We start from the raw sequence: 26,828 nt of genomic DNA, 5'->3' as shown, positions 1-26,828 counted from the left end.
AGATTTTTTAGCTTTTCTTCTGTTGATATAAAAATGCAGGTCCTGGTAATTCCCTGCCCAGATCATCGCCTACTTCAGCACTGATCAATGTGTTCAATCTTTGATTCAAGTCCAGCAGCAACTCCTTGTGTTGCTCAGGGCTGGCGGCCAGGTTGGTGATTTCATTCGGGTCGGTTTGCGTATCATAAAGCTCAAGCTGGTTGCGTGCCCTCAGATTTTCCCAGTCACGTGGCTGGTGATGATCGGCAGGTTTGAAATAACGGGCAAATTTATAACGGCCATCATGGATGCCTCGGAACAGGGCCGGATTTTCCAGACTGGGTAAAAACTGGCCGCTTTCAAAACCGATCAAAAGCGCACTGAGCTGGTTATAAATCTTGCCGGTTTTTGCTCCCTTGCGTGAAAATTCCGGGTCTATATACAGGGGGACGCCGTAGTTGAACAAGATGCCTTTTTTATCGCGCTCTGTGGTTGCGCCAGTGGTGCTGATGGCGGCGCTGATATCGACACCCTTCAGATAAGGATATTTTTCTGCCACCGCGCGTGCATCTACGCCAGCCATACCAAGGATAGTAGGCACCAAGTCCATATGTGAGCCCAGGGCATTCGTCATCTTGCCACCCACCACGTCAGGGTGGCGCACGATGAAGGGCAGGCGCATGTTTTCCTTATACATGAAGGGCCCCTTCTGGCGCAGCTTGTGGGCACCGGCCATTTCTCCATGATCTGAGGTATAGATGACAATGGTGTCCTTATCCATGCCCAGCTTTTTCAGCGCCTGCAACACCGTCAGGGCATGGCTATCAACATCGCGCACGCAATTGAAGTAATAACTTTGATAAGCGCACCAGGCCGCTTCATCGTTAGGGTCTATATGGCCGTATAGCCAGTTACACATTTCTATGTAAGAGCTGGTGGCCCAGGGTTTACCGATTAATTTGTCCTGGTAATAACTGTCCGGCAAAGGCAGGTCCCAGTATTTGTCGTAAACACCGCCTGTGGGTGGGGTCGATAAGGGCGACAACATATTGCGTTGCTGCCGGCTGGCCACTTGTGCATCGCCAGTGCTGACATACATGACATCATGTGGATTCACAAAATTAACCGCCAGAAACCAGGGCTGCTTGCCGCGCATGGCGCGTCCTTTCGTGCAAAACCACTGCACGGCATTGCTGGCGATCTGTCCGTCATAGCGGTAGCCGGTCCAGGTAGAACCATGGGGATCGCCATCGGCGTTGTAGTCAGAGAAGCCGTAAGGCTCCAATGCATTTTCTGTCGTTGGATAAGGCCCATACACCAGGCCAGGATCAGGGCGCACATGGCTTAAATGCCATTTACCCTTGTAGGCGGTGTAATAAGCCTGGGCTCTCAACAAATGCCCGAGGCTGGGCAAGTCATCTGCCAGTTTGGGAAAAGACGGTGGCGCATCGACATTTGCCGTCATCAGGGTGTGCTGGGTATGCTGACCAAAATACATATTCGAGCGTGAAGGCGAACAAGGCGTGGTATTCGCATGGAAATTCATCATGCCTATGCCTTGTTCCAGCAACATTTCATGGGCAGACAGGCCCAGGCCAGACGGCAAGTCTTGCCAGTGGCGTAGCTGGTCATTCACGATAAGCAGGATATTCGGCCGCCGCTGGCGCAAACCTTGGTCTGTCATTGCTCCCGGCACCTTAGGTATGCTGCGCGGCCTGTGCTGCCGGTCGGCCAGATCGCCCAAGGCTGCTGCCAGGCCTGTGCCCGCCATCGCGGCAAGTACTTTTCTGCGGCTGATCTTACCTGACCGATTGTCTGACTGATCTGCCATATCTACCCCCTTAAACTTAAACGGCTCGTGATCGGCTCGTGACACCAAGCAGTGTCTGGCACTTAAGCCCATACGTCCAGTGCATTATAATCATCACGTTGATACCTTGAAGGTATGGCCTGCTGATGAACCTGAAAAAACTAAGACATGTCGTCGTATTGGCAGAGCAAGGCAATTTTGCCCGTGCCGCTGACAAGCTCAATCTTAGCCAGCCGGCATTGAGCCGTAGCATTTCCGGTCTCGAAGATGAGCTGGGCATGCGCCTGTTTGACCGTGACCAGGCCGGTGCCACTGCCACTGCTGCTGGCAGGCAACTGATCACGCGCGCCCGTGATTTGCTGTATGCGGCAAATAACCTCAAACAGGAAATGGCACAACTGCGCGATGGTGAAAGTGGCCAGATCATTTTTGGGGCCGGGCCTTTTCCTGCTGCCAGCTTTTTGCCAGCTGTGCTGACTGAACTGGCAAGCGCCTATCCGCGCATGCGTACCGTGCTCGAAGTCAATAATAGCGATACCCTGATGGAACATCTGCTGGCAGAAAAGCTGGAATTTTTCATCGCCGACACCCGCAGCCTGAAACCGGACAAGCATATACAGCTCAGGCATCTTACCCGGCAAACTGGTGGCCTGTATTGCCGCCGTGAGCACCCACTGACGATGAAAGCGAAGCTGAGTCTGCAAGATTTGCAAAGCGCTAGTTATGCCAGCGTGTATCTGGCAGATATTTTCATGCCTGCCATGCGCAAGGCTTTTGGTCTGGAGCCCGGCCAGGACCTGCCGCTGGTGACGACTTGCGACAATATCTATGTACTCAAACATGTAGTCAGGCACAGCGACGCAATACTCTTGTGTACTCAGGCAGCCGTGGCAGAAGAACTCAGGTCCGGCGAGCTGATTGAGCTCAAGGCCGATGGTTGGCATACCATGCAGGCAGAAATTGGTGTGGTCAGCCTGGCAAGACGCAGCCTGTCACCTATGGCAGAACTGGTATTGGCCAGGGTCGCAGCGCATGTATAAAGCTTATGGTTTTAAGCAAAATCAAGAACCAGACATGGCAAAACGCCATCTTTTTTAAAGCCCGTGAACTCAGCCGGGCGCGAGCAGTGGTAAGCTAGAGCATGTATTCTATATGCAGGACTTAGTACGGAATTAAGCAGCATTCATTTGACCATCCCCTGAACCCAGGGACAAAACCAGGAGAATTCACATGCAAGACGTGGTAATCGTAGCTGCAGGTCGTACTGCAGTAGGCAAATTTGGTGGCTCTTTGGCAAAAACCGCTGCTTCCGATCTGGGCGCCCATGTCATCAAGGCCCTACTGGCAAAAACCGGCCTTAGCGGTGACCTGATCAGTGAAGTCATCCTGGGTCAGGTATTGACTGCCGGCGTAGGCCAGAATGCTGCGCGCCAGGCAGTTATCAGAGCTGGTTTGCCAGACATGGTACCGGCTTTCACCATCAACAAGGTATGCGGCAGTGGCCTCAAAGCAACCCATCTGGCAGCACAAGCCATCAAGGCTGGCGATGCTGACATCATCATCGCCGGTGGTCAGGAAAACATGAGCGCTTCTCCACATGTATTGAATGGCTCGCGTGACGGTTTCCGCATGGGCGACGCCAAGCTGGTCGATACCATGATCGTCGATGGCCTGTGGGATGTGTATAACCAATACCACATGGGCATCACGGCAGAAAACGTCGCCAAGAAATACGGCGTAACCCGTGAAGAGCAAGACCTGTTTGCTCTGGCATCCCAAAACAAGGCAGAAGCTGCGCAAAAAGCCGGCAAGTTCAAGGATGAAATCATTCCTTTTGAACTGGTCAGCAAAAAAGGTACAACAGTGTTTGATACTGATGAATTCATCAAGCATGGCACTACGCTGGAATCGCTGGCTTCATTGCGCCCGGCTTTCGACAAGAATGGTACCGTCACTGCCGGCAATGCATCCGGCCTCAACGATGGTGCTGCTGCCGTCATCATGATGACAGCCCAAAGAGCCGAGCAACTGGGTTTGCCAGTGCTGGCCCGTATCAAGGCCTATTCTTCTGCCGGTGTTGACCCAACCATCATGGGCATGGGCCCGGTACCTGCGGCACAGCTATGCCTCAAAAAAGCGGGCTGGACTCATCAGGACCTGGATTTGATGGAAATCAATGAAGCCTTTGCCGCACAGGCAATCGGCGTCAATAAAGAAATGGGCTGGGACACCAGCAAGATCAACGTCAATGGTGGTGCGATTGCAATTGGCCACCCTATCGGCGCATCCGGCGCCCGCATCCTGGTCAGCCTGATTCATGAAATGATACGCCGCGATGCCAAAAAAGGCCTGGCGAGCTTGTGTATCGGTGGCGGTATGGGTGTTGCGCTGGCGATAGAGCGTTAAGCCTTAACCGCATTTGCAAGATTTGATTTGCAAGATCGGGATAGAAAAAAACCGCCAGAATAATCTGGCGGTTTTTTTATTGTCATCAGTGCTTACTTATTTCTTCAGGCATTTTTCCAGGAACTGATCCTGTTCCCACAGCAGATGCATGATGTTTTCCCTTGCTGCATAACTATGGCTTTCCTTTGGTAGTATCACCATGCGTACCGGTGCGCCCAGGCCTTTCAGGGCCTGGAAATAACGCTCGGTTTGCAGGGTAAATGTACCTGGATTATTATCCGCCTCGCCATGTACCAGCAACAGCGGCGTCTTCATTTTGTCGGCACTCATGAAAGGCGACATCTTGTTATACACATCGGAGCTTTCCCAGTAGTTGCGCTGCTCACTCTGGAAACCAAATGGCGTCAGTGTACGGTTATACGCACCACTGCGTGCAATACCACAGGCAAACAGTTTTGAATGCGTCAGCAGGTTTGCTGTCATGAACGCACCATAAGAATGGCCGCCAACGGCAACACGCTTGCGGTCTATGTAGCCCAACGCATCCACGGCATCAATCGCCGCTTCGGCATTATCGACCAGTTGCGGGATGAAGTTATCATTCGGCTCGGTCTTGCCTTCACCGATGATGGGGAAGGCAGCGTCATCAAGTACTGCATAGCCGCGTGCTGTCCAATAAATGAATGAGGCAGTGCTGGGGAAAGTAAACAGGTTTTCATTATGTTTGCTTTGTCCTGCAGAATTCTTGTCCTTGAATTCTGCCGGGTAGGCCCATATCAGCAAAGGCAGTTTGTCTTTTTTGCTCTTGTCGTAGTTGGCAGGCAGGTACAGGGTGCCAGACAATTCCACGCCGTCCTTGCGCTTGTATTTGATGACTTCTTTCGAGACATCTTTCAAGCCCATGAATGGGTTCTTGAATTGCGTTACTGGGGTGAGTTGATTACCGCCCTTGATATTACGGAAGTAATAATTCGGGTATTCAGTTTTCGACTGTATCTGCACCAGTACATCGCCTTTTTTGACATCTTCTATCGAGACGATGTTTTCTACCTTGTCGGTATAAGTCGATTGATACAGGCGATTCTTTTTCAGGCTGGCCAGATCAAGTTCATCGATGAAAGGGAACTGCCCTTTTTTGGTGTGACCGGCACCCAGCAAATAAGCCTTGTTATCTTCTATCGCCAGCACACGGCGGTGATACTGATTGTATTTGGTTTCAAAACGGCCAGGATCAGAATAGATATCCTGCATGTTACGGTCAGAGATCAGGCGTGGTGCTTCTGCCGGATTGGACGGATTGAACAGATAGGCCTTGGTATTGCGCGTGTCATACCAGCCGTCACTGACAACCGCCAGATTGTCGTTACCCCAGACGATGCCATTATAGCGTTGGGCGACTTTTACCAGGGAGATAGCTGGCTTGTCGAAAGGCGCATCCCAGGAAAACACTTCATCGCGGAACTCTGCCTTATTGGCCGGGTCACCGCCATCAAGCGCCTGTACATAAGTCAGACTGGCTGCCTTGTCTGCTCGCCAGTCCAACTGCCGTTTGCCAACTGCAACAGCACTAAAACCTTTGGGGATGATTTCATGCAAAGGTGATTCATCAACGACCTTGATCTGCTTGCCAGCCAAATCGCTGACGATGGTTTTTGATGGGAAACGATCAAGCGGAACCACGTAAGAGAAAGGTTTTTGTATGGTACTGATCTGCAGGTATTTGCCGTCAGGAGAAAAGCTGACTTCAGCGAACATATCAGCCTTCTTGAATAAACTGCTCTTGCCATTCAGGCTGACTTTGTGCAGCTCAGAAGTTGTCAGGTTAACGAAATTACTTTCGTCATTCTGGTTCTTCAACAGATCGGCATAAGTGCGGTTCTGTGACGCCGCACCGCTGGATGTGGAGACGATAGGGCCACTTGGCAAATCCTTGCTGGCATCCAGCAAGGCCGGGCGGTTCTTGGGCAAAACCTTGATGAGCAGGCTTTCACTATCCCTGTACCAGTCAAACGGCGCGCCCAGATTGGCATTCAGGTTGGCTTCTGTCAGTTTTTTTGCCGTTGCTGTTTCCACATCGATGACCCACAGCTCTACACCTTTGGCTGCTGTATTGGTGAAGGCAATCTTCTTTTCATTCGGCGACCATTTGACATGGCTGATCAGCGGGTTTTGTGGCAAGCCTTTGACCTGTATTTCTTCTGTCGCATCGACTTTACGTAGCTTCAGATTATTGACATACGTCAGCGTACTGGAGATGTTGGTGACCGGGTTGATGCGCAAACCGGCCAGACGCATTTCAGTCTGACTCAGATCATTCAGTGACTTATAGGTATTGCGATAACTGAGCAGCAGCATCTTTCTGTGGCTATCCATGCTCACGACAGGTGCACGCTGGAAGTCAGCGAGCTCCAGTATCGCTTGCGGCGGTTTTTGATAGTTCATATTTTCCTGCGCACCCGCATTGGCTCCCAGCGCAGCCAGCAAGAGCAGACTCAGTTTGCTTTTCATTAATATCCCCGGTTGAATTTATATGCATCAGCCCTGGCAATCAACCAGAGTCAGAAGCTTTATTCTAGCACCGCAATATATTTGAAATATGCTGTTTTCTTCTACACTCATAACCATATTGGTATAAATAGAAAACAGCCGTGGACAGGTCTGTCGCTACGATGAAATCAGACGCATGTTGAAGGCGCGTTCGATGAACCACAGCAGCGCAATCAGGATGATCAGCACTGAACCCACCTGCACGATGGCACGCTGATACAGCCAGTGGCGGCGCAGCAGATAAGCCAGGGGTAAAAAGCCTGCAACGATGGTCAATTGCCCTATTTCCACGCCCAGGTTAAACCCGACCAATGCCAGCATCAAAGCCGATTGCGGCAAGCCAAGGTCGGCCAGCACGCTGGCAAAACCAAAGCCGTGGATAAGACCAAAAGTAAACGCCACCAGCCAGCGCCTGCCCTGGAACAGCGGGAACAAATTATTCAGCGCTGCCAGAATCACAGATGCGGCAATCGCAGATTCCACCAGCCGTGACGGCAATGCCAGTACATTCAGCGCAGCCAGTGTCAGGGTAATCGAATGGGCAACAGTAAATGCCGTGACTATTTTCAAGACATCGATGGCGGCTGCTTTAAAGCTGCTGGCAGCTTGCCATTTACCTGCTTTCAGCACCAGTACGGCAGGTAGTAACAAGGACAGTAAAAACAGGATGTGATCAAAACCTATCCAGATATGCCAGATACCATGAAAAATATAATCGCTGAATTGCTGCCACTTGTTGACCTCGGCCACGACAAATTCCTGGCTGGCCTGTTCGGGGCTAAAGATGGCGGTGCTTGTTGCATCTTTCTTGTTCACCAGACGCAGCAAGCCCTTGTGTTGGGTATCCAGGTCAAAAAATAGCTGGTACTGCACTTTGATTTTTTCAGCATTGCAGGTGCTGTCGAACATCAATACGGTGTAGGCACCATCGCTATGCTGGTCTATCAATTGTTGCCCGGCAGTCAGCGGGCATGGCTTGTCGCCTGCCGTAATCTTCAACCGCGCCAGTGCATAGGCGGCGATGTCGGCGTGCTTGCTGCGTACTTCATCCCAGGTCAGCTCGCCATTGCCGTCTTCATCCAGGCCTATGGCAAAGTCGAGGTCGCGCAAGGCGATATCCCATTGACCATGGATACCAGTCTGGTCGGTACGCAGGGTCAGGTAACTGTCGCTGGGCTTATGGGCATGCGCAGGCAAGCTGAACATACTGAACAGCAGTGCTAGAATAAAACTGCGTGCAAGCAGGCGCTTGGTGATGAATGTCATGAGTTGGCTCCCAGTCTGGCGAGCACAGGTTTGAGCGTCAGGTCTTGCAGTTTATTTTGCTTCAGCCATGCCAATGCTGGGGCGGCGGCCGGGGGGTCATGTGCAGCGGCGGCTTCCAGCAAGATGCGCAAATCTGCGGTTTCTTTTTGTATGGCCCAGTTCAGTTGCGCCAGTTTCAAGGCGATGGCCGGGTGGTTTTTCAAATGCAATTCATAGCGCGCCTGCTCGCGCTGGTGCACAGTGTCGCCGCGCAGCATGGCGGCTTCAAAACGCTGATCCAGCAAGACAATTTGTCCGGCAGCAAGTGGCGATTTTTGCGCTTGCAAGGCCAGCGCATAACGCAACAACAATGCATCGACCCTGGTTTTTTCTTTCAACAGCTTAACGACTTCAGCAGGTCTTTGCTGATCCAGTAAAAAGTCGGCATAAGAACCCAGCAGATAACTGTCTGGTGATGCCAGTGTCAGGGCTGACTGGTACCAGGCTTCTGCTACTTTGGCGTCGCCCTGTCTGGCAGCCATTTCTGCCAGCAGTGTCGTGACCCAGATTTTTGTCCCAGCATCGCTATCTGCATTTTTTTCATATTTTTTATAGGCTGTAGCAAGTGTCGCATAACTGTTAGCAGTGTCACCATTGAGGCTGTCGACATTATGCAAACAGGTCAAGGTGACCAGTTCAGGTGCGAGGGGGTACAGGTGCATGCAACTGGCTTTGGCCTGGGCAAACTGGCCCTGTACTTGCAAGATAGTGGCGCGTGTCAGCCAGGCCTGGGCATTGTCCCTGTCCTGCTTCAAGACATTGTTCAGGTCGAGCAGGGCCTCAGGAAATTGATGTGTGCTTTGCAGTATGGTGGCACGCAACACCAGTACGCTGATGGGTGGATTTGGCAAACTCCACCAGGGTTTCAATACTGCCTGTGCATAGCCCAGATAACGCGGGTCACCGTCATTACGGGCAGCATTGATATAGGCTTGTGCCAGTTCGCCAGCAACGGCGGGGTTGTTTGGGTTTGCTGCCAGGCGTTTGCGCAATTCGGCAAAAGCGCGTTGCGCCGGATCTGTGCGTGATGGTAATTGTTCCAGCACCTGTTTGCCATTGCTGGGAATAAACGGCGTTGCCTGCGCATCAAAGGCGAGGCTGACAAGGCTGAACATGATCAACAGCGCAGATAAAAAACGAGACAGGTGCATATTCTTTTGCATCTCAAAATTCATGGGCGGGCTCAAGACCTACAGAAAATAACATGTCCTGAGCCCGCAACTTCAGTTGGCTACAATAATCTGTCTAGTTAACACTGACAGGTTCAGTTGCTTCCGGCGCTGTGACTACTGCTGCATCGATGGATTGCGGTTCTGCCGTATCCGCTGCACCGAACAGGTTCAGCACATATTGCGTGAAGGTATCGATGACCGTAGGTGTGGTCGTTCCCGTTCCGGTGCCAGTACCGGGAGTCGTGGTACTGGTTGCGGGGCTGGAGCTGCCGCCACAGCCCGCCAGCATGAGCGTCAGCAATGTGCCAGCGATCAGATAAGTATGTCTAGCTTTCATGATTACTCCTTGAGTATGGTATTCAATATGACTGAGACGTTTAACGTTTCAGTGCGCCAGCCACAGGGGTTTTCAGGTAAGGGAAGGCATTGTCGATGAAGCTGCTGTCCAGATAGGCGCCATCAGTAAAGTCGATGCTGCCGGCTGGTGCATCAGCTGGTACGCAACCTATGCTAAGTACACACAAACGACCCATGACCACGCGTAAGGCGATGTCCACCACATCATCCCCAGGGCGACGGCCATTAGGGAAACCAGCGCTGTCACCAGCGATGACACCCAGGCGGTTTTGCGTTGCACTGACCGGTGTTGTCGTATTCAGGCGCAACATTTCAGACGGTGTGACCGTTGCTGGCTGGTTGACACCCTTGATACCTGTCAGGAAAGCAGCGACCAGATCATTACGCGGGAAATTGGTTGGTGCCTTGACGCCAGCGCTGCCAAACAAGACTTCTACCAGTGCAGGCAGGGTAGGGTTGGTCACATAATTGATGAACTGTGCATCACCACTAGGTTTGCTGTGGTTGAACTGATCCTTGTCCTTGAGGCCAATCACGACTTCATTCACCAGTGGCATACCCAGGCGTGATACCTGTGTCCATGCGCCGCCTTCTTTGGATGCCGACCCTGTGCTGCTTGGTGTCGGGTTGATCGCACGGCCCTGGCGCAAGCTGGCGGTCGTCCAGCCACCGATGACGGCTTCCTTGCCATTGGTCAGGCAACTGGTGGGCACTTCCATTTCTATCGCAGTGATGTTCTTCATGGCCAGATCATCATGGCCGGCTTTTTCTGCATTCGGATCAAATGCAGTGGCAGGTGCCTTGATGTTGATCAGGTCAAAAGTTTCACCGAGGTTGACCACGAAGGGATCTTTACGCTGGCCGACAAACACTTTGCCCGGCGTCGTGCAACCAGGAATATTGACGGCAAACACATGCTTGGCAGCATAGCCTGCATAGTCAGGAATGGATTTGTTACCAATATAGTCAACTGGCTTGTCAAAGGTAGTAGAACCGGTAGTTGCGTTAGTTACCGCCTGGCGAGTGCCTGTGCGGCGGTCACCTGTCACCATGGTGACGGTGTAGGTTTCACGTACATTCAAACCAGCCGGGTTCACACCGTCAATGGCACCGCCATTGATAACCAATGGAATAGAAACTTTCTTGCCACCAACAGTAAACTGCGCATCATTATTGGTATTGGTGAAGCGGAACTGGAAAGTCAGATGTTCTTTGCCATCACCGACATTGTCGATATGGATTTCATACAGCGCATCTGGGTCCATGGAGAAATAATTTGGGCCACCATAGGCATCTTGCAGGGGGGAGTAATTGGCAATCAGGGTAGTAAAGGCTGCGCGGTTGGCCTCATAGCTGCGGAACATATAAAAGTCGGCAGCATCGACTTTGGGGTGGCGCGTAATAAACGGTGCTTCGCGGTGGCTGGACGCCTGTGCTGGCAGCGAGGCGATGCCACTAAGGCTGCCTGCGGTGACCAGGGCGAGCAGGATTTTTTGATTGAACCTGGATGTTACTTGTCTCATGACCAACTCCCTATTTTAAATAAGTGAAGTAAAAATGACCGTCGTTATTGTCAAAAAGTGCAACGGGTATTCTTGATACGCGGCCCTTTTGGTTTTGGATGCAAGTTTTTTAAAGAAATTACACAATTAGTTTTTGTGGGATTTGTGGTCAAATTTTTCTTAAAAACTTAAACAAGAAATTTGCGCATTTTGTAAACATCGCTATACTTAATGACTCTTCCTCTTGGCGCTGCTGCTAGAGGTACAAATGCCCCCGAATCGCCGGAGGCGCACCTGTACTTCAAATTTTGGTAGCAGTCATGACTTCTGATTCTCGTATTCCTCATCCTCGCGTTTCTATATCCCGCTTACAAGCGGCCCTGCAAAGACAGGGCATTCATGTTGAACATGCCAATGGCATATTCCAGCTTCATCATGAACATGCGCAGGCAACAGTCTTGTTGCCTGACAGTCTTCCTCTGGAAGAAAAAGCAGTAAAGCAATTAATGGCGTTTGCCGCCGTCAAATCTGCCGATGGTCATCATGCGGTCTGCAAAGCATGCGCGACGCCTGACTTTCATCCTGGCAGTATTGCGCCAGTGGGTTCCATCGTTGCCACCGATGCTGGCTTTGTGATCCCCGCAGCGATAGGCACTGACATCAATTGCGGCATGCGCTTGTTGACCACGGGCTTTAATTTGTCCCAGGCAAACCAGCACAAGCCTGCATTGCTGCGTCAGTTGCAACGTGTCTTGCTGGAAAATGGCCGTGACGTGCCTGCCCATGCCAAAGCCTTTGCCGCACTCAGTGATGTGGGCCCATCGGCTTTTCTGGACAGCTTGCCGGACAGCGGTATCTGGGCCACAGCCGATCGCGAACGTCTACAACAAGAACTTGCTGCCTGCATAGGCTTGCAGGAATTTGGCGGAGCCAGCCGCTATGCGCCAGAAGCCTGGTTCAATCGCGATGGCATCGTGCGTGACCCCAGCCTGGGTACGCCAGGCGGTGGTAATCACTTTGTTGAACTTCAGATCGTCGATGCCGTTTTTGACCGCCACCTCGCTTATCGCGCAGGCTTGGCCAAAGACGATATCGTCGTCATGATACATAGCGGTTCTCGCGATGTCGGTTTCTATGTAGGCCAGCGCTGGATGGACAGGGCCAGGGCTGAATGGCCTGCGGGTCTCAAACATCCTGACACCGCCTTGTATGGGCTCAGTGGTGATCTGGCGGATGAATACCTGCAAGCCATGGGCGTGGCAGCCCGCTATGCCTGGGCCAATCGCATGGTGCTGGCAGAACTGGTCAGACAGCAATTACAAGCTGTGTTGGGTGAGGCCAAATCATCCCTGGTTGTCGATGTGCCGCACAATGTCATCTTGCGTGAGCACGGCATGAACATCCACAGGAAGGGCGCAACTCCGGCGAGGGATGGTAACCTGGCCCTGATACCTGGTTCCATGGGCGATGCCAGTTACCTGGTAGAAGGATTGGGCAATCCTGACTGGTTATGGTCATGCAGCCATGGTGCAGGCCGTCGCGTGCGCAGGCAGGATGTGCGACGCCTGCGTCATGACAACAGCGATGCGAGTTGGCAATGCGTGACCCTGCGTGAAGAGCGCAAGGTGGAAGAAGCACCGCAAGCCTATAAACCCATAGGCCCGGTGATAGAAGCGCAAGAAACCGCAGGCCTGATCAAGGCCGCAGTCAGGCTCAAGCCCTGGGTGACATTCAAGGCGTAAATAGCATGAGCATAAAAAATCCCCGCGCAATCATCATTGGGCGGGGATTTTTTTATGCAGCGAACAGCTTAGTGGATACCGTGCATTTTTCTTGCCATCCACTTATTCAGAAGCATCAGGATGCCGCCAGCCACGATAGGGATAATCGTGAATATCAGGAAGAACACAGACAATGAATATTCCTTCGAGATTTCATCGATATAACTGCCGCTGTAACCAGCCAGTTTGTTGGCAATTGCCGTGTTCAGGAACCACACGCCAAACATCAGGCCCAGCAAACGTGGTGGTGCCAGTTTACTGATGTAAGACAGGCCGACCGGAGAAATGCACAGCTCGCCCATGGTATGGAAAAAGTAAGCAGCGATCAGGAAAATCATGCTGACGCCTGCAGTTTTTGCACCTGCGGGGATACTGGCAGAACCATAAGACAGGGCAGCAAAACCCAGGCCCAGCAAGATCAGGCCAACGCCAAATTTGATCGGGCCGCTAGGGTTCCAGTGTTTTTCCCACATCTTGGAAAACATCGGTGCCAGGATCACCAGGAAGAAAGAGTTCAATACACCGAACCAGGTAGCAGGTACGCTGGACTGGTCAAGCGAGAACTCACGTTGCAACATCCAGATCACCAGTGCCCAGATCAGGCCTATGCAAAGTACTAGCAAGGCATTCGACAACAGGTAGCGTTTTGCTGTGCCCGCGAATAATTTGATCAGCAACCAGGACAAAATCATGGTCGGGATGATGGTCATCAGGCTATTGACGATCTTGAATGCCAGGCCGCTGGTGCCGACCAGGGTACGGTCAGTATAGTCAGCTGCAAAAATCGTCATCGATCCGCCGGCCTGCTCGAAAGCAAACCAAAAGAAAATCGTGAAGAAAGAGAATACGCAAATAGCCAGCAGGCGGTCGGCAACGATATGTGGTGCGGCTTCTTCAACTGCGACGACTTCGGTGGTTTGCTGGGATTTTGCCAGGCCGATATCACCAAAGATACCCTGACCAAAATAGAACTGGATTGCACCCAAAATCATGAAGGCACCAGCCAGACCAAAGCCCATCGGCCAGGAGATATTTTCGCCTATATAACCGCACAAGAGGATGCCGAAGAAAGCGCCAGAGTTCACACCCATGTAGAACAGGGTATAACCGCCGTCACGACCGCCTTCATTATCCTTGGTATACAGCTGCCCAACGATGGCAGAGATATTTGGTTTGAACAAACCTGTACCTGCAACGACCAGACCCAGGCCGGTATAGAACATGGCTGGGGTGTCAAACAACAAACACGCATGTCCGGCGGCGATGATGAAGCCACCCAGTACCACAGAGCGACGGCTGCCCAGTATCTTGTCGGCGATATAGCCACCGAGGATAGGGGTCAGATAGACCAGGCCGGTATACCAGCCATACAAGGCTGTTGCATCAGCGCGGCTCCAGCCCCAGCCGCCTTTGGCTGCCGTAGTAACCAGAAACAGCACGAGCAAGGCGCGCATGCCGTAATAAGAAAACCGTTCCCACATCTCTGTAAAGAACAGGACGAACAAGCTATCCGGATGTCCCAGAATAGTGTGTGCACCTGGCGTTTGAATTTGGTTCAAAGTGCTCTCCAATAATTATTTTGTATAAAAGTCGCAGCTGGCCGCAAAATTTTTTTCAATGCGTGCCTGGAAATGATATGAATTGAGTCAATTCGGCGCGTAGCTTACCACGACAAAAACCTCATATAAAAAGACATATGCTGCATTGCAGCAAAAACTGCTACGCCTATTTCCCATGAATGCTTAACAGGTGCTTTAGTGGAGTTGCAGATATTTCACCTATGAAGCAGACGTTTTTTGCAACAAAATAAGTAATAAAAAAGCAAATTTTCTGTGCAGGTGCAATAGTTAAATACTGTTAATCCAAATATATTTGATGATATTATTTTGTCGAATTAGTAATTTACAAAAAAGCATGAACCAGCTACGGAAGACAAAATCTGTGAACTTGCTGGCAGACGGGATTTGTTCAGGTTTTGTTCAGGTTTAAAAAACCGGCATTTGATCTGGGGGCGAATGTTACGGGGTTGTTCTGTTTCCCCATCACTCAATAAATCAGGAGAATTCGATGTTCAAATCAACAACGAAGAAATTAATTGCACTTGCATTGGCAATTGGCTGCAGCGCTGCGTTTGCTTACCCTCCTCCATTCTATTTCTGCAATAAAGAATGCATACAGCAAGCTCCGCGTGGCTCTGCTGAATACAATGAATGCATGGCAGATTGCCTGGCTGGTTATCCAGATTAATTTGCGATAAAAAGCGGGGGCAATAAGTGCCGCCCGCTGATATTGCTGAGCATGGTGATCAGCTTCAAGCTGTTCACCATCTCTTGCAAAAATCTTTTTAACTGGTTGTTGAGGGATGCAGCATGAAAGCAACGAAGACGATATTGACCTATGCAGTAATCATCGCGATAGGCCTGCTTATTGGTTATGTAGCGCCACGTCTGCCGATGTTGTTGAAACCTGCCTATCAGGAGGCGGATTATTCAGCTCACTTTCAAAATACCAACAGCAAAGTTGTCATGTACGGCACTGCCAGTTGCAGCTTCTGCAAAAAGACGCGGGCCTATTTTGATAAAAACAAAGTGGCATTCACGGACCTGGATGTAGAAAAATCCCCTGCTGCCGCAGCCAGACATGCAGAACTCGGTGGCGAAGGTGTACCCGTCATCATCATAGGCAAGCGTATGATACGAGGTTACCAGCCCGAAGTATTTGCAGAAGCTTTGCAGGCCATGGAAAAGACACAGACTGCTGCAAAGTGATTTAATGCAGACGGTACCGATAAAAAATGGACATCAACACGGGGTCTGATGTCCATTTATATGTGCCGCAAATTTTAGAGAGTCAGCTCACTTTAAATACCAGCAATGCCTGCCACAATTTTTGCGCTTCTTCTTTCAGAGAAGCTGCGGCTGCCGCAGACTCTTCCACCAGTGCCGCATTTTGCTGGGTAGTCTGGTCCATCAAACCTATCTCGTTCGTGATCTGGGCGATGCCATGGCTTTGCTCGGCAGAAGCGCTGGAGATTTCATTGAGTATCGTTGACAAGCCTTCAACTGACGCCAGTATCTCGGTCATGGTCTTGCCTGCATGACCCACCACCTCGGAACCCATATCGACTTTGGCGATCGAGGTTTCTATCAGTGACTTGATTTCTTTCGACGCGATGGCGCTGCGCTGGGCCAGGTTGCGTACTTCTGACGCGACCACGGCGAAGCCCCTGCCCTGTTCACCTGCCCTGGCCGCCTCGACAGCCGCATTCAGCGCCAGGATATTAGTCTGGAAGGCGATGCCCTCAATGGCGGCGATGATGTCAAACATCTTCTTCGATTCAGCCGAGATGCCCGCCATGGTATTGACCACTTTATCTACCTGGGTGCTGCCGCGTTGCGCAGTCTGCGCTGCCGAGACGGCGAGCTGGCGGGCCTGCTCGGCATTGCCGGCATTTTGCCTGACAGTCTGGTTCAGGCTTTCCACGCTATTGGCAGTTTGTGCGAGGGATGAAGCCTGATTCTCTGTCCTTTGCGACAGATCGATATTGCCCATGGCGATTTCACCCGATGCATTCGAGACGAACTCGCTGCTGTCGCGGATATGCGTGACCATGGACGTCAGTTGTTGTTGCATACCTTGCAGTGCATACAGCATGCTGCTGGTGTCGCCGGGTTTTAATGTCACCACCGTGGTCAGGTCTCCTTCAGCCACACTCCTGGCAATCTTGACGGCAACATCAGGTTCACCACCCAGCGGCGCAATGACCAGCCTGTTAATCACAAATGTCAGGATGGCCGATACCACCAGCACACTGAAGATACCGATCAGGATGGCGGTATTGCGCAGGTAATGCACGTCAGCAAGGATTTTGTTTTCAGGCACGCTGATGACGAAAGACCATGGCGTCGTGGTTGCCCCTATTTGTATGGGCACGTAGATGCGGTTCACTGTAGTTTGCATACCGCTGTGCTCCAGCGTATCGCCATAAGTCTGCCCGGCCTTGATGGCTGCCCTGGCGGCTTTTGCAGCAGCACTGTCACCGATATTCTGTCCGACGTTTTTTGCATCGGCATCACCGATATAGATACCGTTATTGGATATCAGGCTGGCATAGCCGGTTTCATAAGGGTGGATTTTGCTGACATCTTCCTGGAAACCCGCTACCGGCAAATCCACCGTCACCGCGCCTATGACCTGGCCCTTGGCCTTGACCGGGACGGTGACCGTGGTCATGAATACATCCTTGCCAGCGATCTTGTACATATAGGGTTCGAGCAAGACTTCATTACCGCTTTTTTTGGCCAGCAAATAATAGTCGCCTGCGCCTTCTTTTTCATAATCAGTCAGCGCTTCGACCTGGGTCTTGCCGCTGCCGCGGTTCCAGTAAGGCAGGTAGCGTCCAGTCGCGTCATGGCCCTCTTTACCAGCGTATTCGCCATCTTTGCCATCGAAGGCATTGGCTTCCCATATCGTGCCTACGCCGGTAAATTCAGGGTGACCTTCCAGCACGCTTTTCAATAACAGATCAGCATTTGCGCGGTCCGCCTTGCCGCTGGTCTGCATCGCAGCCAGTTCCAGCGCCAGGCTGCGTGCTGCATGCAGCGCGAGGTTGATGCGCTCGGCTACCTTGCCAGCATTATTGATGGCGAGCTGTTTCGCATATTGTTGGGCTGATTCCTGCTGCATGCTGCCAGCCTGTCTGGTCAGCAGACTGATGGTAACTGCAAAACCGGCCAGCACCATGGCTAGCACGGCAAACAGCATTTTTGCCCGCAAACCAAAGCGGGCCGGGGATTGTGTGGATATCATCGTTTTGAACCTTGCATTTTTCTGCGCAGGAATGCCTGCAATGTTATGAATGATATGACGGATTATGACAATCTTGCCGCAGTGAATAACGCAGTGCATAAGTTACATAGTGCAATCGTGATTATTTGCAACGATTTGTGCAACGATTTTGCTTGCCCTCAAGACAAGTTAAGGTATAGATTCATCTGTCTTTATATATCCATAATATTTTTGACCAGAACTAGTGACGGTATTCTTTGTCATAACTGCTGGATCAATATCCGCAATCATTAAATAAACAAATAAGCATACAAGGGAGAAAATGCAATGAAGTGGAAAACCATGGCTACCGTCGGCGGTCTGTATCTGGGTATGATGGCGGGGACGGCCCAGGCTGTCACGGCTGATCAGGTGAAAACCTTTACGCTACCAAATGGCATGAAGTTCCTGGTATTGGAAAACAGCACGATACCCAATGCGAATATGTACACCTACTGGAAAGTCGGTTCGCGTAATGAAGTACCGGGTATCACTGGCCTCTCGCATTTTTTTGAACACATGATGTTCAATGGTTCGAAAAAATTCGGCCCCAAGCAATTTGACCGCACTATGGAAGCCAATGGCGGTGCCAATAATGCCTATACCAGCAATGATTTGACGGTGTACCAGGACTGGTTCCCTGCCACTGCCCTGCCGACCATTTTTGATCTCGAAAGCGACCGCATCGCCAATCTCAGCATAGACCCCAAGATGGTCGAGAGCGAGCGCGGCGTGGTCTTGTCCGAGCGCAGCACCGGCCTGGAGAACTCGAACCTGCGTGCGCTGTGGGGTGAAGTCTATGCTTCTGCCTTCCGCGCCCATCCTTATTCCATTCCTACCATAGGCCATGAATCTGACATCAAGGCCTGGACGCAAGATGACTTGCAGCGTTATTTCAATGTCTATTATTCGCCGAATAATGCGGTGGCTGTCATCGTCGGTGATGTCAAGGCAGCAGAAGTGAAACGCCTGGCCGAGCAGTATTTTGCCAATGTGCCGCAACGTGCGCTGCCACCGGTAGTACGTACGGTAGAGCCTGAACAGAAAGGTGAGCGCCGGGTATTCGTGCTCAAGGAATCTGCGACTGCTGCCAATCTCATGGTGTCGTACAAGATGCCAGCGACCAGTAATCCTGACTACTATGCCCTGAGTGTCATCGCCAGCATACTCACCGATGGCAAGACTTCACGCATGTACCAGGCCCTGGTAGATCAGCGTCTGGCAACCCAGGTCGGTGCCGATCATGGCAAGAATTTTGACCCCGGTCTGTTCAATTTCTTTGCCGTTGCTGCCAACAAGGTACCTGCCGCCAAGGTTGAGGCTGCCTTGCTGGCCGAGGTAGACAAGCTGGTCAAGGATGGTGTCACGGCAGATGAATTGCAAAAAGTAAAAAACCAGAAACTCCTGAATTTCTACCGTACCCAGGAAACCATCAATGGCAAGGCTGCCCAGCTGGGTGAATATGAAATGTTCTTTGGCGATTACAAAAAATTGTTCGACGCACCGGATGCCTATCGCAAATTGACTCCTGCCGATATCCAGAGCGTTGCTGCCAAATACTTTAAAAAATCACAAAGAACAGTAGGCGTACTCGCCGCTGTGGAGGAATAAGATGATGACTCAGAAAATGATCAGTAAGAAAACTCTGGCCTGCAGTTTGGTCGGGCTGGCCAGCCTGAGCTTGCTGGCTGCAAATAGCCAGGCTGCCGAATTCCGCCTGCCTGCCTTTGAAACTACCAAACTGCCCAATGGCCTGACCGTGTATCTGATGGAGCGCCATGATGTGCCCCTGATTGCCGTGCGCGCTGTCGTCAAGGCCGGTGCTGTCAGTGATGCGGACAAAGCAGGTCTGGCCAACCTGACTGGCGATGCCTTATTGTTAGGCAGCAGCAAGTTTGATAAAAAGACCCTGGACCAGACCTTTGATTTTCGCGGTGGACGCATAGCCAGCAGCACCTCGACAGAATCGACTTCCCTTAACGCGGATTTTGCCAGCGCCGATGTGGATGTGCTCTTGCCTATCTTTGCTGACGCGGTATTGCACCCCTCATTTGAAGCAGAAGAATTTGGCAAGCTGCGTTCACGCACTGTAGATGGTCTGAAGCAAGCCAAAGAAAGCCCGCGCAATGTCGTGCAAACCTATTACCGCAGCATGTTGTTCGGGACTGGCGCTTATGCCAATCCCGTCACCGGCACGGTCAACAGCGTGACAGCGCTGCAGGTTCAGGATGCCAAAAAATTCCATGCAAGTTATTACAGGCCAGAAAATGCCGCCCTGGTGATCGTCGGTGACTTCAAGCCCAGCGCCATGCGCGCCCAACTGGCCAGCCTGTTCGGTGCATGGAAAGCCACCGCTGCCGTGCCTGCAACTGTCGCCAACGGCAAGGTCGAGGCAGACAAGGCCCGCGTCTGGCTGGTCAACAAGTCAGACGCGGTCGAAACCACCTTCCTGTTCGGTGGCAAGGGTATAGCACGCAATGACCCTGACTATGTCCCGCTGCAAGTCATCAATACCATTTTGGGTGGGCGTTTTACTTCCTGGCTCAATGATGAGTTGCGTGTCAATTCTGGCCTGACCTATGGCGCCGGCAGTAGTTTCAGCCCGCTGGCTGAAACAGGCAGCTTTGCTGTTTCCAGCTTTACTGCCACTCCCAAGACCGAGGCCGCACTGGCACTCGCAGCCAAGACTTACCAGCGCCTGTGGGACAAGGGCATTGATGCAGCGACCCTGGAATCAGCCAAGGCCTATGTCAAAGGGCAGTTCCCGCCACGTTTTGAAACCAACCAGCAGCTCTCAGGCTTGCTGGCTGACATGTTTGTTGCCAAGGTAGGGCGTGAACAAATTGATCACTTCATGCGTGATGTGGATGGCCTCAACGTAGAGAAAGCCAAACAACTGGTCGATAAACACTTCCCACGCGATAAGCTGCAAATGGTCTTGATAGGCAAGGCAGAAAGCATACGTGGCATTGCTGCCAATTATGGCGAAGTTACCGAACTCGATATTACTGGCAACGGCTTTGCACCTGGCGCAAAATAAGTAATACGCCATCATGAGACCTTAACTAAGCTGTAAAAAGCCTGCAAAGCGCTTACAATGCAATAAAAAACTCCGCCCCTTAGTTGCAAATAAGGGGCGTTAGTTTTTTATAGGGCACAAAAAATTATCAAATTAGCCCTGAAATTATTGTCAAGTTGTACATCGGGATGCTCTGTTAATGATACGTATCAAACCCTTGTTCGTCGCCGCTGCACTCGCTCTGTCAGCGTCGGCAAGTTACCAGATCCAGGCTGGCAATGTAGCAGAGTCCGGCTACCAGCTGCCACCGGCAGAATTACAGGCTGTCGTCGATGCACCCAGGGGGCCACTGTTCCGCCTGGGGCCGCAACGCAAGACAGCATTGCTGCTGACCCTGCCTGGCCTGCCCGGTATTGCCGATGTCTCGCAGCCAGAGTTGCGCCTCGCGGGTTTGCGCATCAACCCACGTACCCGCGCCGCCAGCCATTTTGATTTTGGCAATGGCATGAGTTTGCTGGATGTTGCCACTGGCAAAGCGCGTGAAGTCAAAGGCTTGCCTGCAAAACTCAAGATCGCAGAAACCGCCTGGTCACCCGATGAACAGTGGCTGGCCTTCAGCCTGTGGGTAGATGGCGGTGTCGAATTGTGGTTGCTGGATATCAAAAAAGGCACGGCACGTCGCCTGATGGCCGACAAACTGAATGCCGTAACAGGCCCCGGTTTTTCATGGATAGAAGGTTCAGAAAAAATACTGGTCAGGCTGACACCACAGCATCAAAAGGAATTGCCACCCCTGCCTGCAGTACCCGCCGGGCCGAATATGCAAGAGACCAAGGGCGGCAAGGCGCTGCAAAACCGTATTTACCCCGACATGCTGAGAACCGCACGGGACAGCGACACCCTGGACTGGTATCTGCAGACTCAACTCGGCATCGTCAACCTGAACGGTGAGGTGCGCCGTATCTCACGCCCCATGACCCTGATCAAGTCCCTGGCTTCACCGGATGGCAAGCTGATCCTGACCACGCAATTGCGCCGCCCCTACTCCACCATGCTGCCGGTAGATCGTTTTGGCCAGTTGATAGAACTGTGGGATATCCAGGGCAAAAAAGTCAAGACCGTGGCTGAGCGCCCGCTACGTGAACGCATCCCCACAGGCAATGATGCCGTGCAGGCTGGCCCGCGTGATTTTGGCTGGCGCACCGACAAACCTGCGACTTTGTACTGGCTGGAAGCGCAGGCGGGTGGCGACCCTGAAGTAAATAGCAAGATCCATGATGCCCTGTTCCAGCAGGCCGCCCCGTTTGACACTCCTGCACAAAAAATCATGGACCTGGGCTGGCGTTTTGGTAATGTGCAGTGGGGCAATGATTATCTTGCTGTGGTCACCGAGAACTGGGTCAAGACCCGCGATACCCGCACCTGGCGCATACAGCCAGGCGTACCTGACAGCAAGCCTGAGCTCATGTTTGCCCGCAAGTCAGAAGACCAGTACAGCAATCCTGGCAACCCGGTCATGACCCAGAATGCGCAGGGCCGCCTGGTCTTGCGCATCAGCCCTGACGGCAAGGCCATCTTCTTTACCGGCACCGGAGCCAGTGCCGAGGGTGACCGGCCCTTCCTCGATAAATTTGACCTGACCAATAAACAGATCACCCGTCTGTGGCGCTCACAAGCCCCGTATTATGAAGAGATACTGGCTTTGCTCAATGACAAGGGCAACAGCTTTATCACCAGCCGTGAGTCAGTCGAAGAAAGGCCGAATTTCTATTTCTATGACTTGCAGGCCAGTGCGGCACCGCGCGCGCTGACGCAATTCCCGCACCCCATGCCGCAGTTCAAGGGCATCAAGAAACAGCAAATCCGTTATGAACGTGAAGATGGGGTTGATCTGACCGCCACCCTATATTTGCCACCTGGGTATGACCCCAAGCGCGATGGTCCGCGCCCTGTGTTGATGTGGGCTTACCCGCGTGAATTCAAATCGGCAGAAGCGGCCGGCCAGGTGATAGGTTCGCAATACAAGTTCAACCGCATTTCCTATAACGGCCCGCTACCCATGCTGGCCCGTGGCTATGTCGTGCTGGATGGGCCTACCATGCCCATCATCGGTGAAGGCAAGAAAGAACCAAACGATACCTATCTTGAACAACTGAAGATGGATGCCGAAGCCGCCGTTGATGAAGTCGTGCGTCTGGGCGTGGGAGACCGCAACCGTATCGCCATCGGTGGTCATAGCTATGGTGCTTTCATGACGGCCAATTTGCTGGCCCATACCCGTCTCTTTCGCGCCGGGATTGCCCGTTCCGGTGCCTATAACCGCAGCCTGACACCTTTCGGCTTTCAGTCTGAAGACAGGAATTACTGGAAGGCCAACAAGGTTTATCAGGAAATGTCGCCCTTCAATTTTGCCAACCAGTTCAAGGACCCCATCCTGTTCATCCATGGTGAACAAGACAATAATTCTGGCACCTTCCCCATGCAAAGCGAACGCATGTACCAGGCCATACAGGGGCTGGGCGGGGCTACCAGGCTGTCGATGCTGCCAAATGAAAGCCATAGCTACCGCGCCCGCGAATCGATACTGCACATGCTGTGGGAACAGGACCGCTGGCTGGAGATGTATGTCAAGAATGCTAAACCGGATAGCACAAGAGATTAAGCGGACGGGGAAATAATGTAAAAGGCGGTAGATCAGAACTCATTTCATCAATAGGGGGAAGTGCGAACAAGGTGATTTGGGATGCAGTGCAAGGCGTGGCTCTTGCTAAGGCGTCCGCCTTAGCAAGAGCAAGGTAACAAACTGCGCGCAGCAATGCGCCCAAATCACCAGTTCCCGAAGGGTTTGTTTCATAACCTGTGCTGGCGTGCAGGTGTTGACAATTTGCCCGTTGCCATTTGGCAACGCTATTGACAGCCTCGTCCGCCTTACCAGCACAGGTTATGAGACAAACGCATCTCATTCCTATTGATGAAATGAGTTCTACATATCTGCCGCCTTTTTTACATGAACTTAAAGTTTTGCATTAATATGCAAATTGAATCTTTTTCTACATCTAGCCATGCTAAAAGCCGTCATTCTGGATGCGAATGCTGTTGCGCGCAATTTGTTGTCCTCCGTTCTGGTGAATGGAGGACATGATGTGGTAGGGGATGCCAACCTGGCACCCGCCAGCCTGGCCCGCGTGATCAAGCTCAAGCCGCAGATCGTTTGTGTCGATATCGGCGAAACCGATGCAGAAGGCCTCGCCTTGCTCGACAAGATCAAGGCAGACTTGCCCAAAGCGTTACTATTTCTGGTGTCATCAAAAATCGATGCGACCGTATTGCAGACGGCACAGGAGCGCGGTGTCCACGGCTTCATCGTCAAACCTTTCAACTCTGTCGCCGTATTGACTTCCATACGCAATACCATCATACGCATTGCCAAACAGCAAAGAGCAGGCACGGCGGAAGCGGCTCCGGAAGCTGGCGGCGAAACGGCGGCGGAATAATTCGTCACTGCAAAATCGCGTTTCATCGACTGCCAGCCAGTTTTATCGCATTCTTCCTTTCTCTTTACGACTTTCCTTAGACTAGCTACAACTATATAAGGAAATGCCATGTCAGCTACCAATCCTATGCGCACAGCTTTACATACTTCAGAACAGTTATTGCCATCCGAAGTGACGGCAAGGAGCGAGACCTGGCTGACCCGCGCCCGCAACTACCCGGTGTTTTCACGTATCTGGTTCCGTTACCGCGCGCAGGCATGGATAGGCGTGTTCATCATCGTTGATTTGCTGGTGATTGCGACGGGGCTGGTGGCAGATACAGATCTGCGCAAACTGGCGGTGGCTTTTGTTCCTCTGACCATCGGTGGCACGGCCCTGCATCTGATCGGGCCTGCAATGGCGGTGTGGGTCAGGAACCAGGCATATGCCAGCAAGAAAGAAGCCATTTTACTTACGCTGGCCTTGCTGGTAGGGGCAGGTATCAGTTATGGCATTATTTCCGGGACTAACTACGCCACCAAATACCTGGCTTATGGTGCTGAAAATATGGAATTCGCCGTCGACGGCAGCATCACCGCCTCCAGCGGGTCAACACCTAAAGCCAACAAGCCGGTGGCAGGTATCACGGTGCGCCCGGTCGAGGAAAGTGATAAGGACAAGAGCAGCAGCAAGATTGAGCATTCACCTGCCTTGAAAATGTTGCTACAAGGTTTTTCCTTTGTGATGGCGTTTGGCCTTGTTACGTATATTGCAGGCGCGATTGATCTCTGGTATTTCTTTCGCCAGAAAAAACGCCTGCTGGAAGTTCTGCGCCAGCGTGAACTCACGCTCGCCCAAGAGGCACGCCGTGAAGCAGAATTGCGCTTGTCGGTGCTGGCTGCGCAGGTAGAACCGCACTTCCTGTTCAATACCCTGGCCGGTGTGCGCTCCGCCATCCTGACGGAACCTGAAAGAGCCACTGCCATTGTTGATCACCTGGTTGATTACCTGCGCGCCACCATACCGCAAATGCGCAATGACGGTAGTTCTGCCCAGGCCAGGCTCAAGCAGCAACTGGAAGCCGCCAGCGCTTACCTGGGCCTCATGCAAGCGCGCATACCGCGTCTCAGTTATAGCGTTGATAGCGAAGTGACAGATGCCGCGCTGCCACCACTGATGCTGATTTCGCTGGTAGAGAATGCTGTCAAACATGGTGTGGAACCCAAGATAGGTGCAGTGCATATTGCAGTCCATGCGAAGAAGATCAATCGTGATGGCGAAGACATGCTGGAACTGACAGTCGCTGACAATGGCGTTGGCTTTGCAGGCAGTAGTTCTGGCACTGGCATAGGCCTGGCAAATATCCACGAAAGGCTGGAATCTACCTATGGAATACGCGCCAGCCTGGTGTTGAAAGCGAGAACCGAGGGTGGTGTGGCAGCAACCATATTGCTGCCTCTGGAAGTCTGATAAAAATAAAGAAAGTAAACACATGACCACAGCCATCATCGCCGACGACGAAGATTTACCACGCAAAGAATTACGCCGCATGCTCAATAAAGTCTGGCCAGAACTGGAGATACTGGCTGAATGCGAACACGGTGCCGAAGCACTGGAAGCCATACACCAGGAAGAACCGGATATCGCTTTTCTGGACATACGTATGCCAGGCATGACAGGTCTCGACGTTGCCCATGCCGTCAAAGGGCGCTGCCATGCCGTTTTCACGACAGCTTACGACAGCCATGCACTGGATGCCTTTGCCGCTGGTGCCGTTGATTATCTGCTCAAGCCTGTCTCTGAAATCAGGTTGCAGGAAGCAGTCACCAGATTAAAAGAGCGCATCGCCAGCAAACAACCAGTGGCAGATGTCAGCCAGCTCATGTCTGAACTCGACAAGCGCCTGAAGAATACAACGGCAGAACGCATACGCTGGATCAGTGCCAGCGTGGGCGACACCATCAAGATGTTCCCGGTAGAAAAAATCCTGTTCTTCAGTTCAGATGAAAAATACACCCGTGTAGTCTGTGCCGATGATGAAGCCCATGTACGCAAGCCCTTGAAAGAAATCATGGATGGTCTTGATCCTGATATCTTCTGGCAAGTGCATCGCGGCACCGTCGTGCGTGCTGATGCGATTACTCGCGCGCACAGGGATGAACTGGGCAAGTACACGGTGGAGTTGCGGGGTTTGCAGGAGAAGCTGAAAGTGAGTCAGGCATATGCATGGCGCTTCAAACCCATGTAAGGTGTTAGTCCATTAAAAACCGAATCTGGCGTTGCCGGGTTTCAATGCGTTCCCTCCCCTTCAAGGGGAGGGCTAGGGTGGGGATGGGTTTCGGTCAATTAACCTCAATGAATTTACGCTGGAACCCCATCCGAACCTTTCCACTGCGCAGCTTGCAAGCTGCTTAGAGATTCGTGGCACAAAGCTGCGCTTTGCGAATTCCCCCAAATCTCCCATTGAAGAAGAAAAAGCTAAAAAGCCAGATCAAGAATACACTTGGCTTCACTTTGTAAGTGCCTTCTGATTTATAAAAAACCACATTAAAAAAACGAAGGCTTGATATTTTTTGTCATCTCGCATTAAGATGGCGCTGACGTTGAAACCAGCGTCATCTTTTTAAAAATAAGATTTGGACCTATCCAG

At 51.9% G+C, this 26,828-nt stretch carries 18 protein-coding genes; 10 read left to right on the top strand and 8 right to left on the bottom strand.

Features of this window, described 5'->3' with window-relative positions:
* Positions 1-7: 7 nt before the first annotated feature.
* Positions 8-1,810: a sulfatase-like hydrolase/transferase gene (locus ACO0LL_RS19805; protein ID WP_422952540.1), complete on the bottom strand. Its 1,803-nt coding sequence runs from the start codon at positions 1,808-1,810 to the stop codon at positions 8-10.
* Positions 1,811-1,935: 125 nt separating this feature from the next.
* Between ACO0LL_RS19805 and ACO0LL_RS19800 the strand changes: the two genes are divergently transcribed.
* Together ACO0LL_RS19800 and ACO0LL_RS19795 are read left to right on the top strand one after the other, a co-directional pair.
* Complete coding sequence (locus ACO0LL_RS19800) at positions 1,936-2,829, top strand: LysR family transcriptional regulator (protein WP_422952539.1); 894 nt, start codon at positions 1,936-1,938, stop codon at positions 2,827-2,829.
* A 190-nt stretch (positions 2,830-3,019) separates the two neighbouring features.
* Positions 3,020-4,195 (top strand): acetyl-CoA C-acetyltransferase, encoded by a 1,176-nt coding sequence (locus ACO0LL_RS19795; RefSeq protein ID WP_110254571.1) that lies wholly within the window; start codon positions 3,020-3,022, stop codon positions 4,193-4,195.
* Positions 4,196-4,291: 96 nt separating this feature from the next.
* Here the strand turns inward: ACO0LL_RS19795 and ACO0LL_RS19790 are convergent, their stop codons facing one another.
* The 5 genes from ACO0LL_RS19790 to ACO0LL_RS19770 all read right to left on the bottom strand — a co-directional run bounded on the left by ACO0LL_RS19790 (position 4,292) and on the right by ACO0LL_RS19770 (position 11,099).
* Positions 4,292-6,703, bottom strand: coding sequence for a prolyl oligopeptidase family serine peptidase (locus ACO0LL_RS19790; protein ID WP_422952538.1), 2,412 nt, complete (start codon positions 6,701-6,703; stop codon positions 4,292-4,294).
* Between the two features lie 156 nt (positions 6,704-6,859).
* A complete protein-coding gene (locus ACO0LL_RS19785) occupies positions 6,860-8,008 on the bottom strand; it encodes a HupE/UreJ family protein (protein WP_422952537.1) in 1,149 nt (382 codons plus the stop codon).
* Positions 8,005-9,210 carry a tetratricopeptide repeat protein gene (locus tag ACO0LL_RS19780; protein ID WP_422952536.1) on the bottom strand — a complete coding sequence of 402 codons (1,206 nt, stop codon included), beginning with the start codon at positions 9,208-9,210 and terminating at the stop codon, positions 8,005-8,007. The genes ACO0LL_RS19785 and ACO0LL_RS19780 overlap by 4 nt, the downstream gene beginning before the upstream one ends.
* Positions 9,211-9,292: 82 nt before the next feature.
* Positions 9,293-9,556, bottom strand: a complete 264-nt coding sequence (locus tag ACO0LL_RS19775) for a hypothetical protein (RefSeq protein WP_162044238.1) — start codon at positions 9,554-9,556, stop codon at positions 9,293-9,295.
* A 40-nt stretch (positions 9,557-9,596) separates the two neighbouring features.
* Entirely contained in the window at positions 9,597-11,099 is a 1,503-nt protein-coding gene (locus ACO0LL_RS19770; protein ID WP_422952535.1) for a DUF4331 domain-containing protein, read from the bottom strand.
* 299 nt (positions 11,100-11,398) lie between these two features.
* Between ACO0LL_RS19770 and ACO0LL_RS19765 the strand changes: the two genes are divergently transcribed.
* On the top strand, positions 11,399-12,820 hold the full coding sequence (locus ACO0LL_RS19765; protein ID WP_422952534.1) for an RtcB family protein: 1,422 nt from the start codon (positions 11,399-11,401) through the stop codon (positions 12,818-12,820).
* Positions 12,821-12,888: 68 nt separating this feature from the next.
* Here the strand turns inward: ACO0LL_RS19765 and ACO0LL_RS19760 are convergent, their stop codons facing one another.
* Complete coding sequence (locus ACO0LL_RS19760) at positions 12,889-14,418, bottom strand: peptide MFS transporter (RefSeq protein ID WP_422952533.1); 1,530 nt, start codon at positions 14,416-14,418, stop codon at positions 12,889-12,891.
* An 810-nt stretch (positions 14,419-15,228) separates the two neighbouring features.
* Between ACO0LL_RS19760 and ACO0LL_RS19755 the strand changes: the two genes are divergently transcribed.
* Positions 15,229-15,627: a glutaredoxin family protein gene (locus ACO0LL_RS19755; RefSeq protein WP_422952532.1), complete on the top strand. Its 399-nt coding sequence runs from the start codon at positions 15,229-15,231 to the stop codon at positions 15,625-15,627.
* Positions 15,628-15,709: 82 nt separating this feature from the next.
* Here ACO0LL_RS19755 and ACO0LL_RS19750 read toward each other — a convergent pair whose 3' ends face one another.
* Complete coding sequence (locus ACO0LL_RS19750; RefSeq protein WP_422952531.1) at positions 15,710-17,668, bottom strand: methyl-accepting chemotaxis protein; 1,959 nt, start codon at positions 17,666-17,668, stop codon at positions 15,710-15,712.
* A gap of 306 nt (positions 17,669-17,974) precedes the next feature.
* Here ACO0LL_RS19750 and ACO0LL_RS19745 point away from each other — a divergent pair, with 306 nt between their 5' ends.
* The 6 genes from ACO0LL_RS19745 to ACO0LL_RS19720 all read left to right on the top strand — a co-directional run bounded on the left by ACO0LL_RS19745 (position 17,975) and on the right by ACO0LL_RS19720 (position 26,426).
* A complete protein-coding gene (locus ACO0LL_RS19745) occupies positions 17,975-19,297 on the top strand; it encodes a M16 family metallopeptidase (RefSeq protein WP_422952530.1) in 1,323 nt (440 codons plus the stop codon).
* Between the two features lies 1 nt (position 19,298).
* The gene (locus ACO0LL_RS19740; protein ID WP_422952529.1) at positions 19,299-20,726 is read left to right on the top strand and encodes a M16 family metallopeptidase; all 1,428 of its coding nucleotides are present in this window, start codon (positions 19,299-19,301) and stop codon (positions 20,724-20,726) included.
* Between the two features lie 178 nt (positions 20,727-20,904).
* Positions 20,905-23,367: a prolyl oligopeptidase family serine peptidase gene (locus tag ACO0LL_RS19735; protein WP_422952528.1), complete on the top strand. Its 2,463-nt coding sequence runs from the start codon at positions 20,905-20,907 to the stop codon at positions 23,365-23,367.
* A 400-nt stretch (positions 23,368-23,767) separates the two neighbouring features.
* Positions 23,768-24,199 (top strand): ANTAR domain-containing response regulator, encoded by a 432-nt coding sequence (locus tag ACO0LL_RS19730; RefSeq protein WP_422952527.1) that lies wholly within the window; start codon positions 23,768-23,770, stop codon positions 24,197-24,199.
* Positions 24,200-24,307: 108 nt separating this feature from the next.
* Positions 24,308-25,648, top strand: coding sequence for a sensor histidine kinase (locus tag ACO0LL_RS19725; protein ID WP_422952526.1), 1,341 nt, complete (start codon positions 24,308-24,310; stop codon positions 25,646-25,648).
* A 22-nt stretch (positions 25,649-25,670) separates the two neighbouring features.
* The gene (locus tag ACO0LL_RS19720; protein ID WP_162044253.1) at positions 25,671-26,426 is read left to right on the top strand and encodes a LytR/AlgR family response regulator transcription factor; all 756 of its coding nucleotides are present in this window, start codon (positions 25,671-25,673) and stop codon (positions 26,424-26,426) included.
* Positions 26,427-26,828: the final 402 nt, after the last annotated feature.

Origin of the sequence: Undibacterium sp. TC4M20W (assembly GCF_049340245.1) — a bacterium.
Taxonomy (GTDB): Bacteria; Pseudomonadota; Gammaproteobacteria; order Burkholderiales; family Burkholderiaceae_D; genus Undibacterium.
Note: the sequence above shows the minus strand (reverse complement) of the source record. Positions and strands in the feature narration are given on the sequence as shown.

What these genes read in the sequence shown, in the direction of transcription:
- ACO0LL_RS19800 (WP_422952539.1), top strand. Translation starts at nt 1,936, where the DNA reads ATGAACCTGAAAAAACTAAGACATGTCGTCGTATTGGCAGAGCAAGGC.
- ACO0LL_RS19770 (WP_422952535.1), bottom strand. Translation starts at nt 11,099, where the DNA reads ATGAGACAAGTAACATCCAGGTTCAATCAAAAAATCCTGCTCGCCCTG.
- ACO0LL_RS19745 (WP_422952530.1), top strand. Translation starts at nt 17,975, where the DNA reads ATGAAGTGGAAAACCATGGCTACCGTCGGCGGTCTGTATCTGGGTATG.
- ACO0LL_RS19795 (WP_110254571.1), top strand. Translation starts at nt 3,020, where the DNA reads ATGCAAGACGTGGTAATCGTAGCTGCAGGTCGTACTGCAGTAGGCAAA.
- ACO0LL_RS19790 (WP_422952538.1), bottom strand. Translation starts at nt 6,703, where the DNA reads ATGAAAAGCAAACTGAGTCTGCTCTTGCTGGCTGCGCTGGGAGCCAAT.
- ACO0LL_RS19785 (WP_422952537.1), bottom strand. Translation starts at nt 8,008, where the DNA reads ATGACATTCATCACCAAGCGCCTGCTTGCACGCAGTTTTATTCTAGCA.
- ACO0LL_RS19730 (WP_422952527.1), top strand. Translation starts at nt 23,768, where the DNA reads ATGCTAAAAGCCGTCATTCTGGATGCGAATGCTGTTGCGCGCAATTTG.
- ACO0LL_RS19750 (WP_422952531.1), bottom strand. Translation starts at nt 17,668, where the DNA reads ATGATATCCACACAATCCCCGGCCCGCTTTGGTTTGCGGGCAAAAATG.
- ACO0LL_RS19720 (WP_162044253.1), top strand. Translation starts at nt 25,671, where the DNA reads ATGACCACAGCCATCATCGCCGACGACGAAGATTTACCACGCAAAGAA.
- ACO0LL_RS19775 (WP_162044238.1), bottom strand. Translation starts at nt 9,556, where the DNA reads ATGAAAGCTAGACATACTTATCTGATCGCTGGCACATTGCTGACGCTC.
- ACO0LL_RS19755 (WP_422952532.1), top strand. Translation starts at nt 15,229, where the DNA reads ATGAAAGCAACGAAGACGATATTGACCTATGCAGTAATCATCGCGATA.
- ACO0LL_RS19735 (WP_422952528.1), top strand. Translation starts at nt 20,905, where the DNA reads ATGATACGTATCAAACCCTTGTTCGTCGCCGCTGCACTCGCTCTGTCA.
- ACO0LL_RS19780 (WP_422952536.1), bottom strand. Translation starts at nt 9,210, where the DNA reads ATGCAAAAGAATATGCACCTGTCTCGTTTTTTATCTGCGCTGTTGATC.
- ACO0LL_RS19740 (WP_422952529.1), top strand. Translation starts at nt 19,299, where the DNA reads ATGATGACTCAGAAAATGATCAGTAAGAAAACTCTGGCCTGCAGTTTG.
- ACO0LL_RS19765 (WP_422952534.1), top strand. Translation starts at nt 11,399, where the DNA reads ATGACTTCTGATTCTCGTATTCCTCATCCTCGCGTTTCTATATCCCGC.
- ACO0LL_RS19725 (WP_422952526.1), top strand. Translation starts at nt 24,308, where the DNA reads ATGTCAGCTACCAATCCTATGCGCACAGCTTTACATACTTCAGAACAG.
- ACO0LL_RS19805 (WP_422952540.1), bottom strand. Translation starts at nt 1,810, where the DNA reads ATGGCAGATCAGTCAGACAATCGGTCAGGTAAGATCAGCCGCAGAAAA.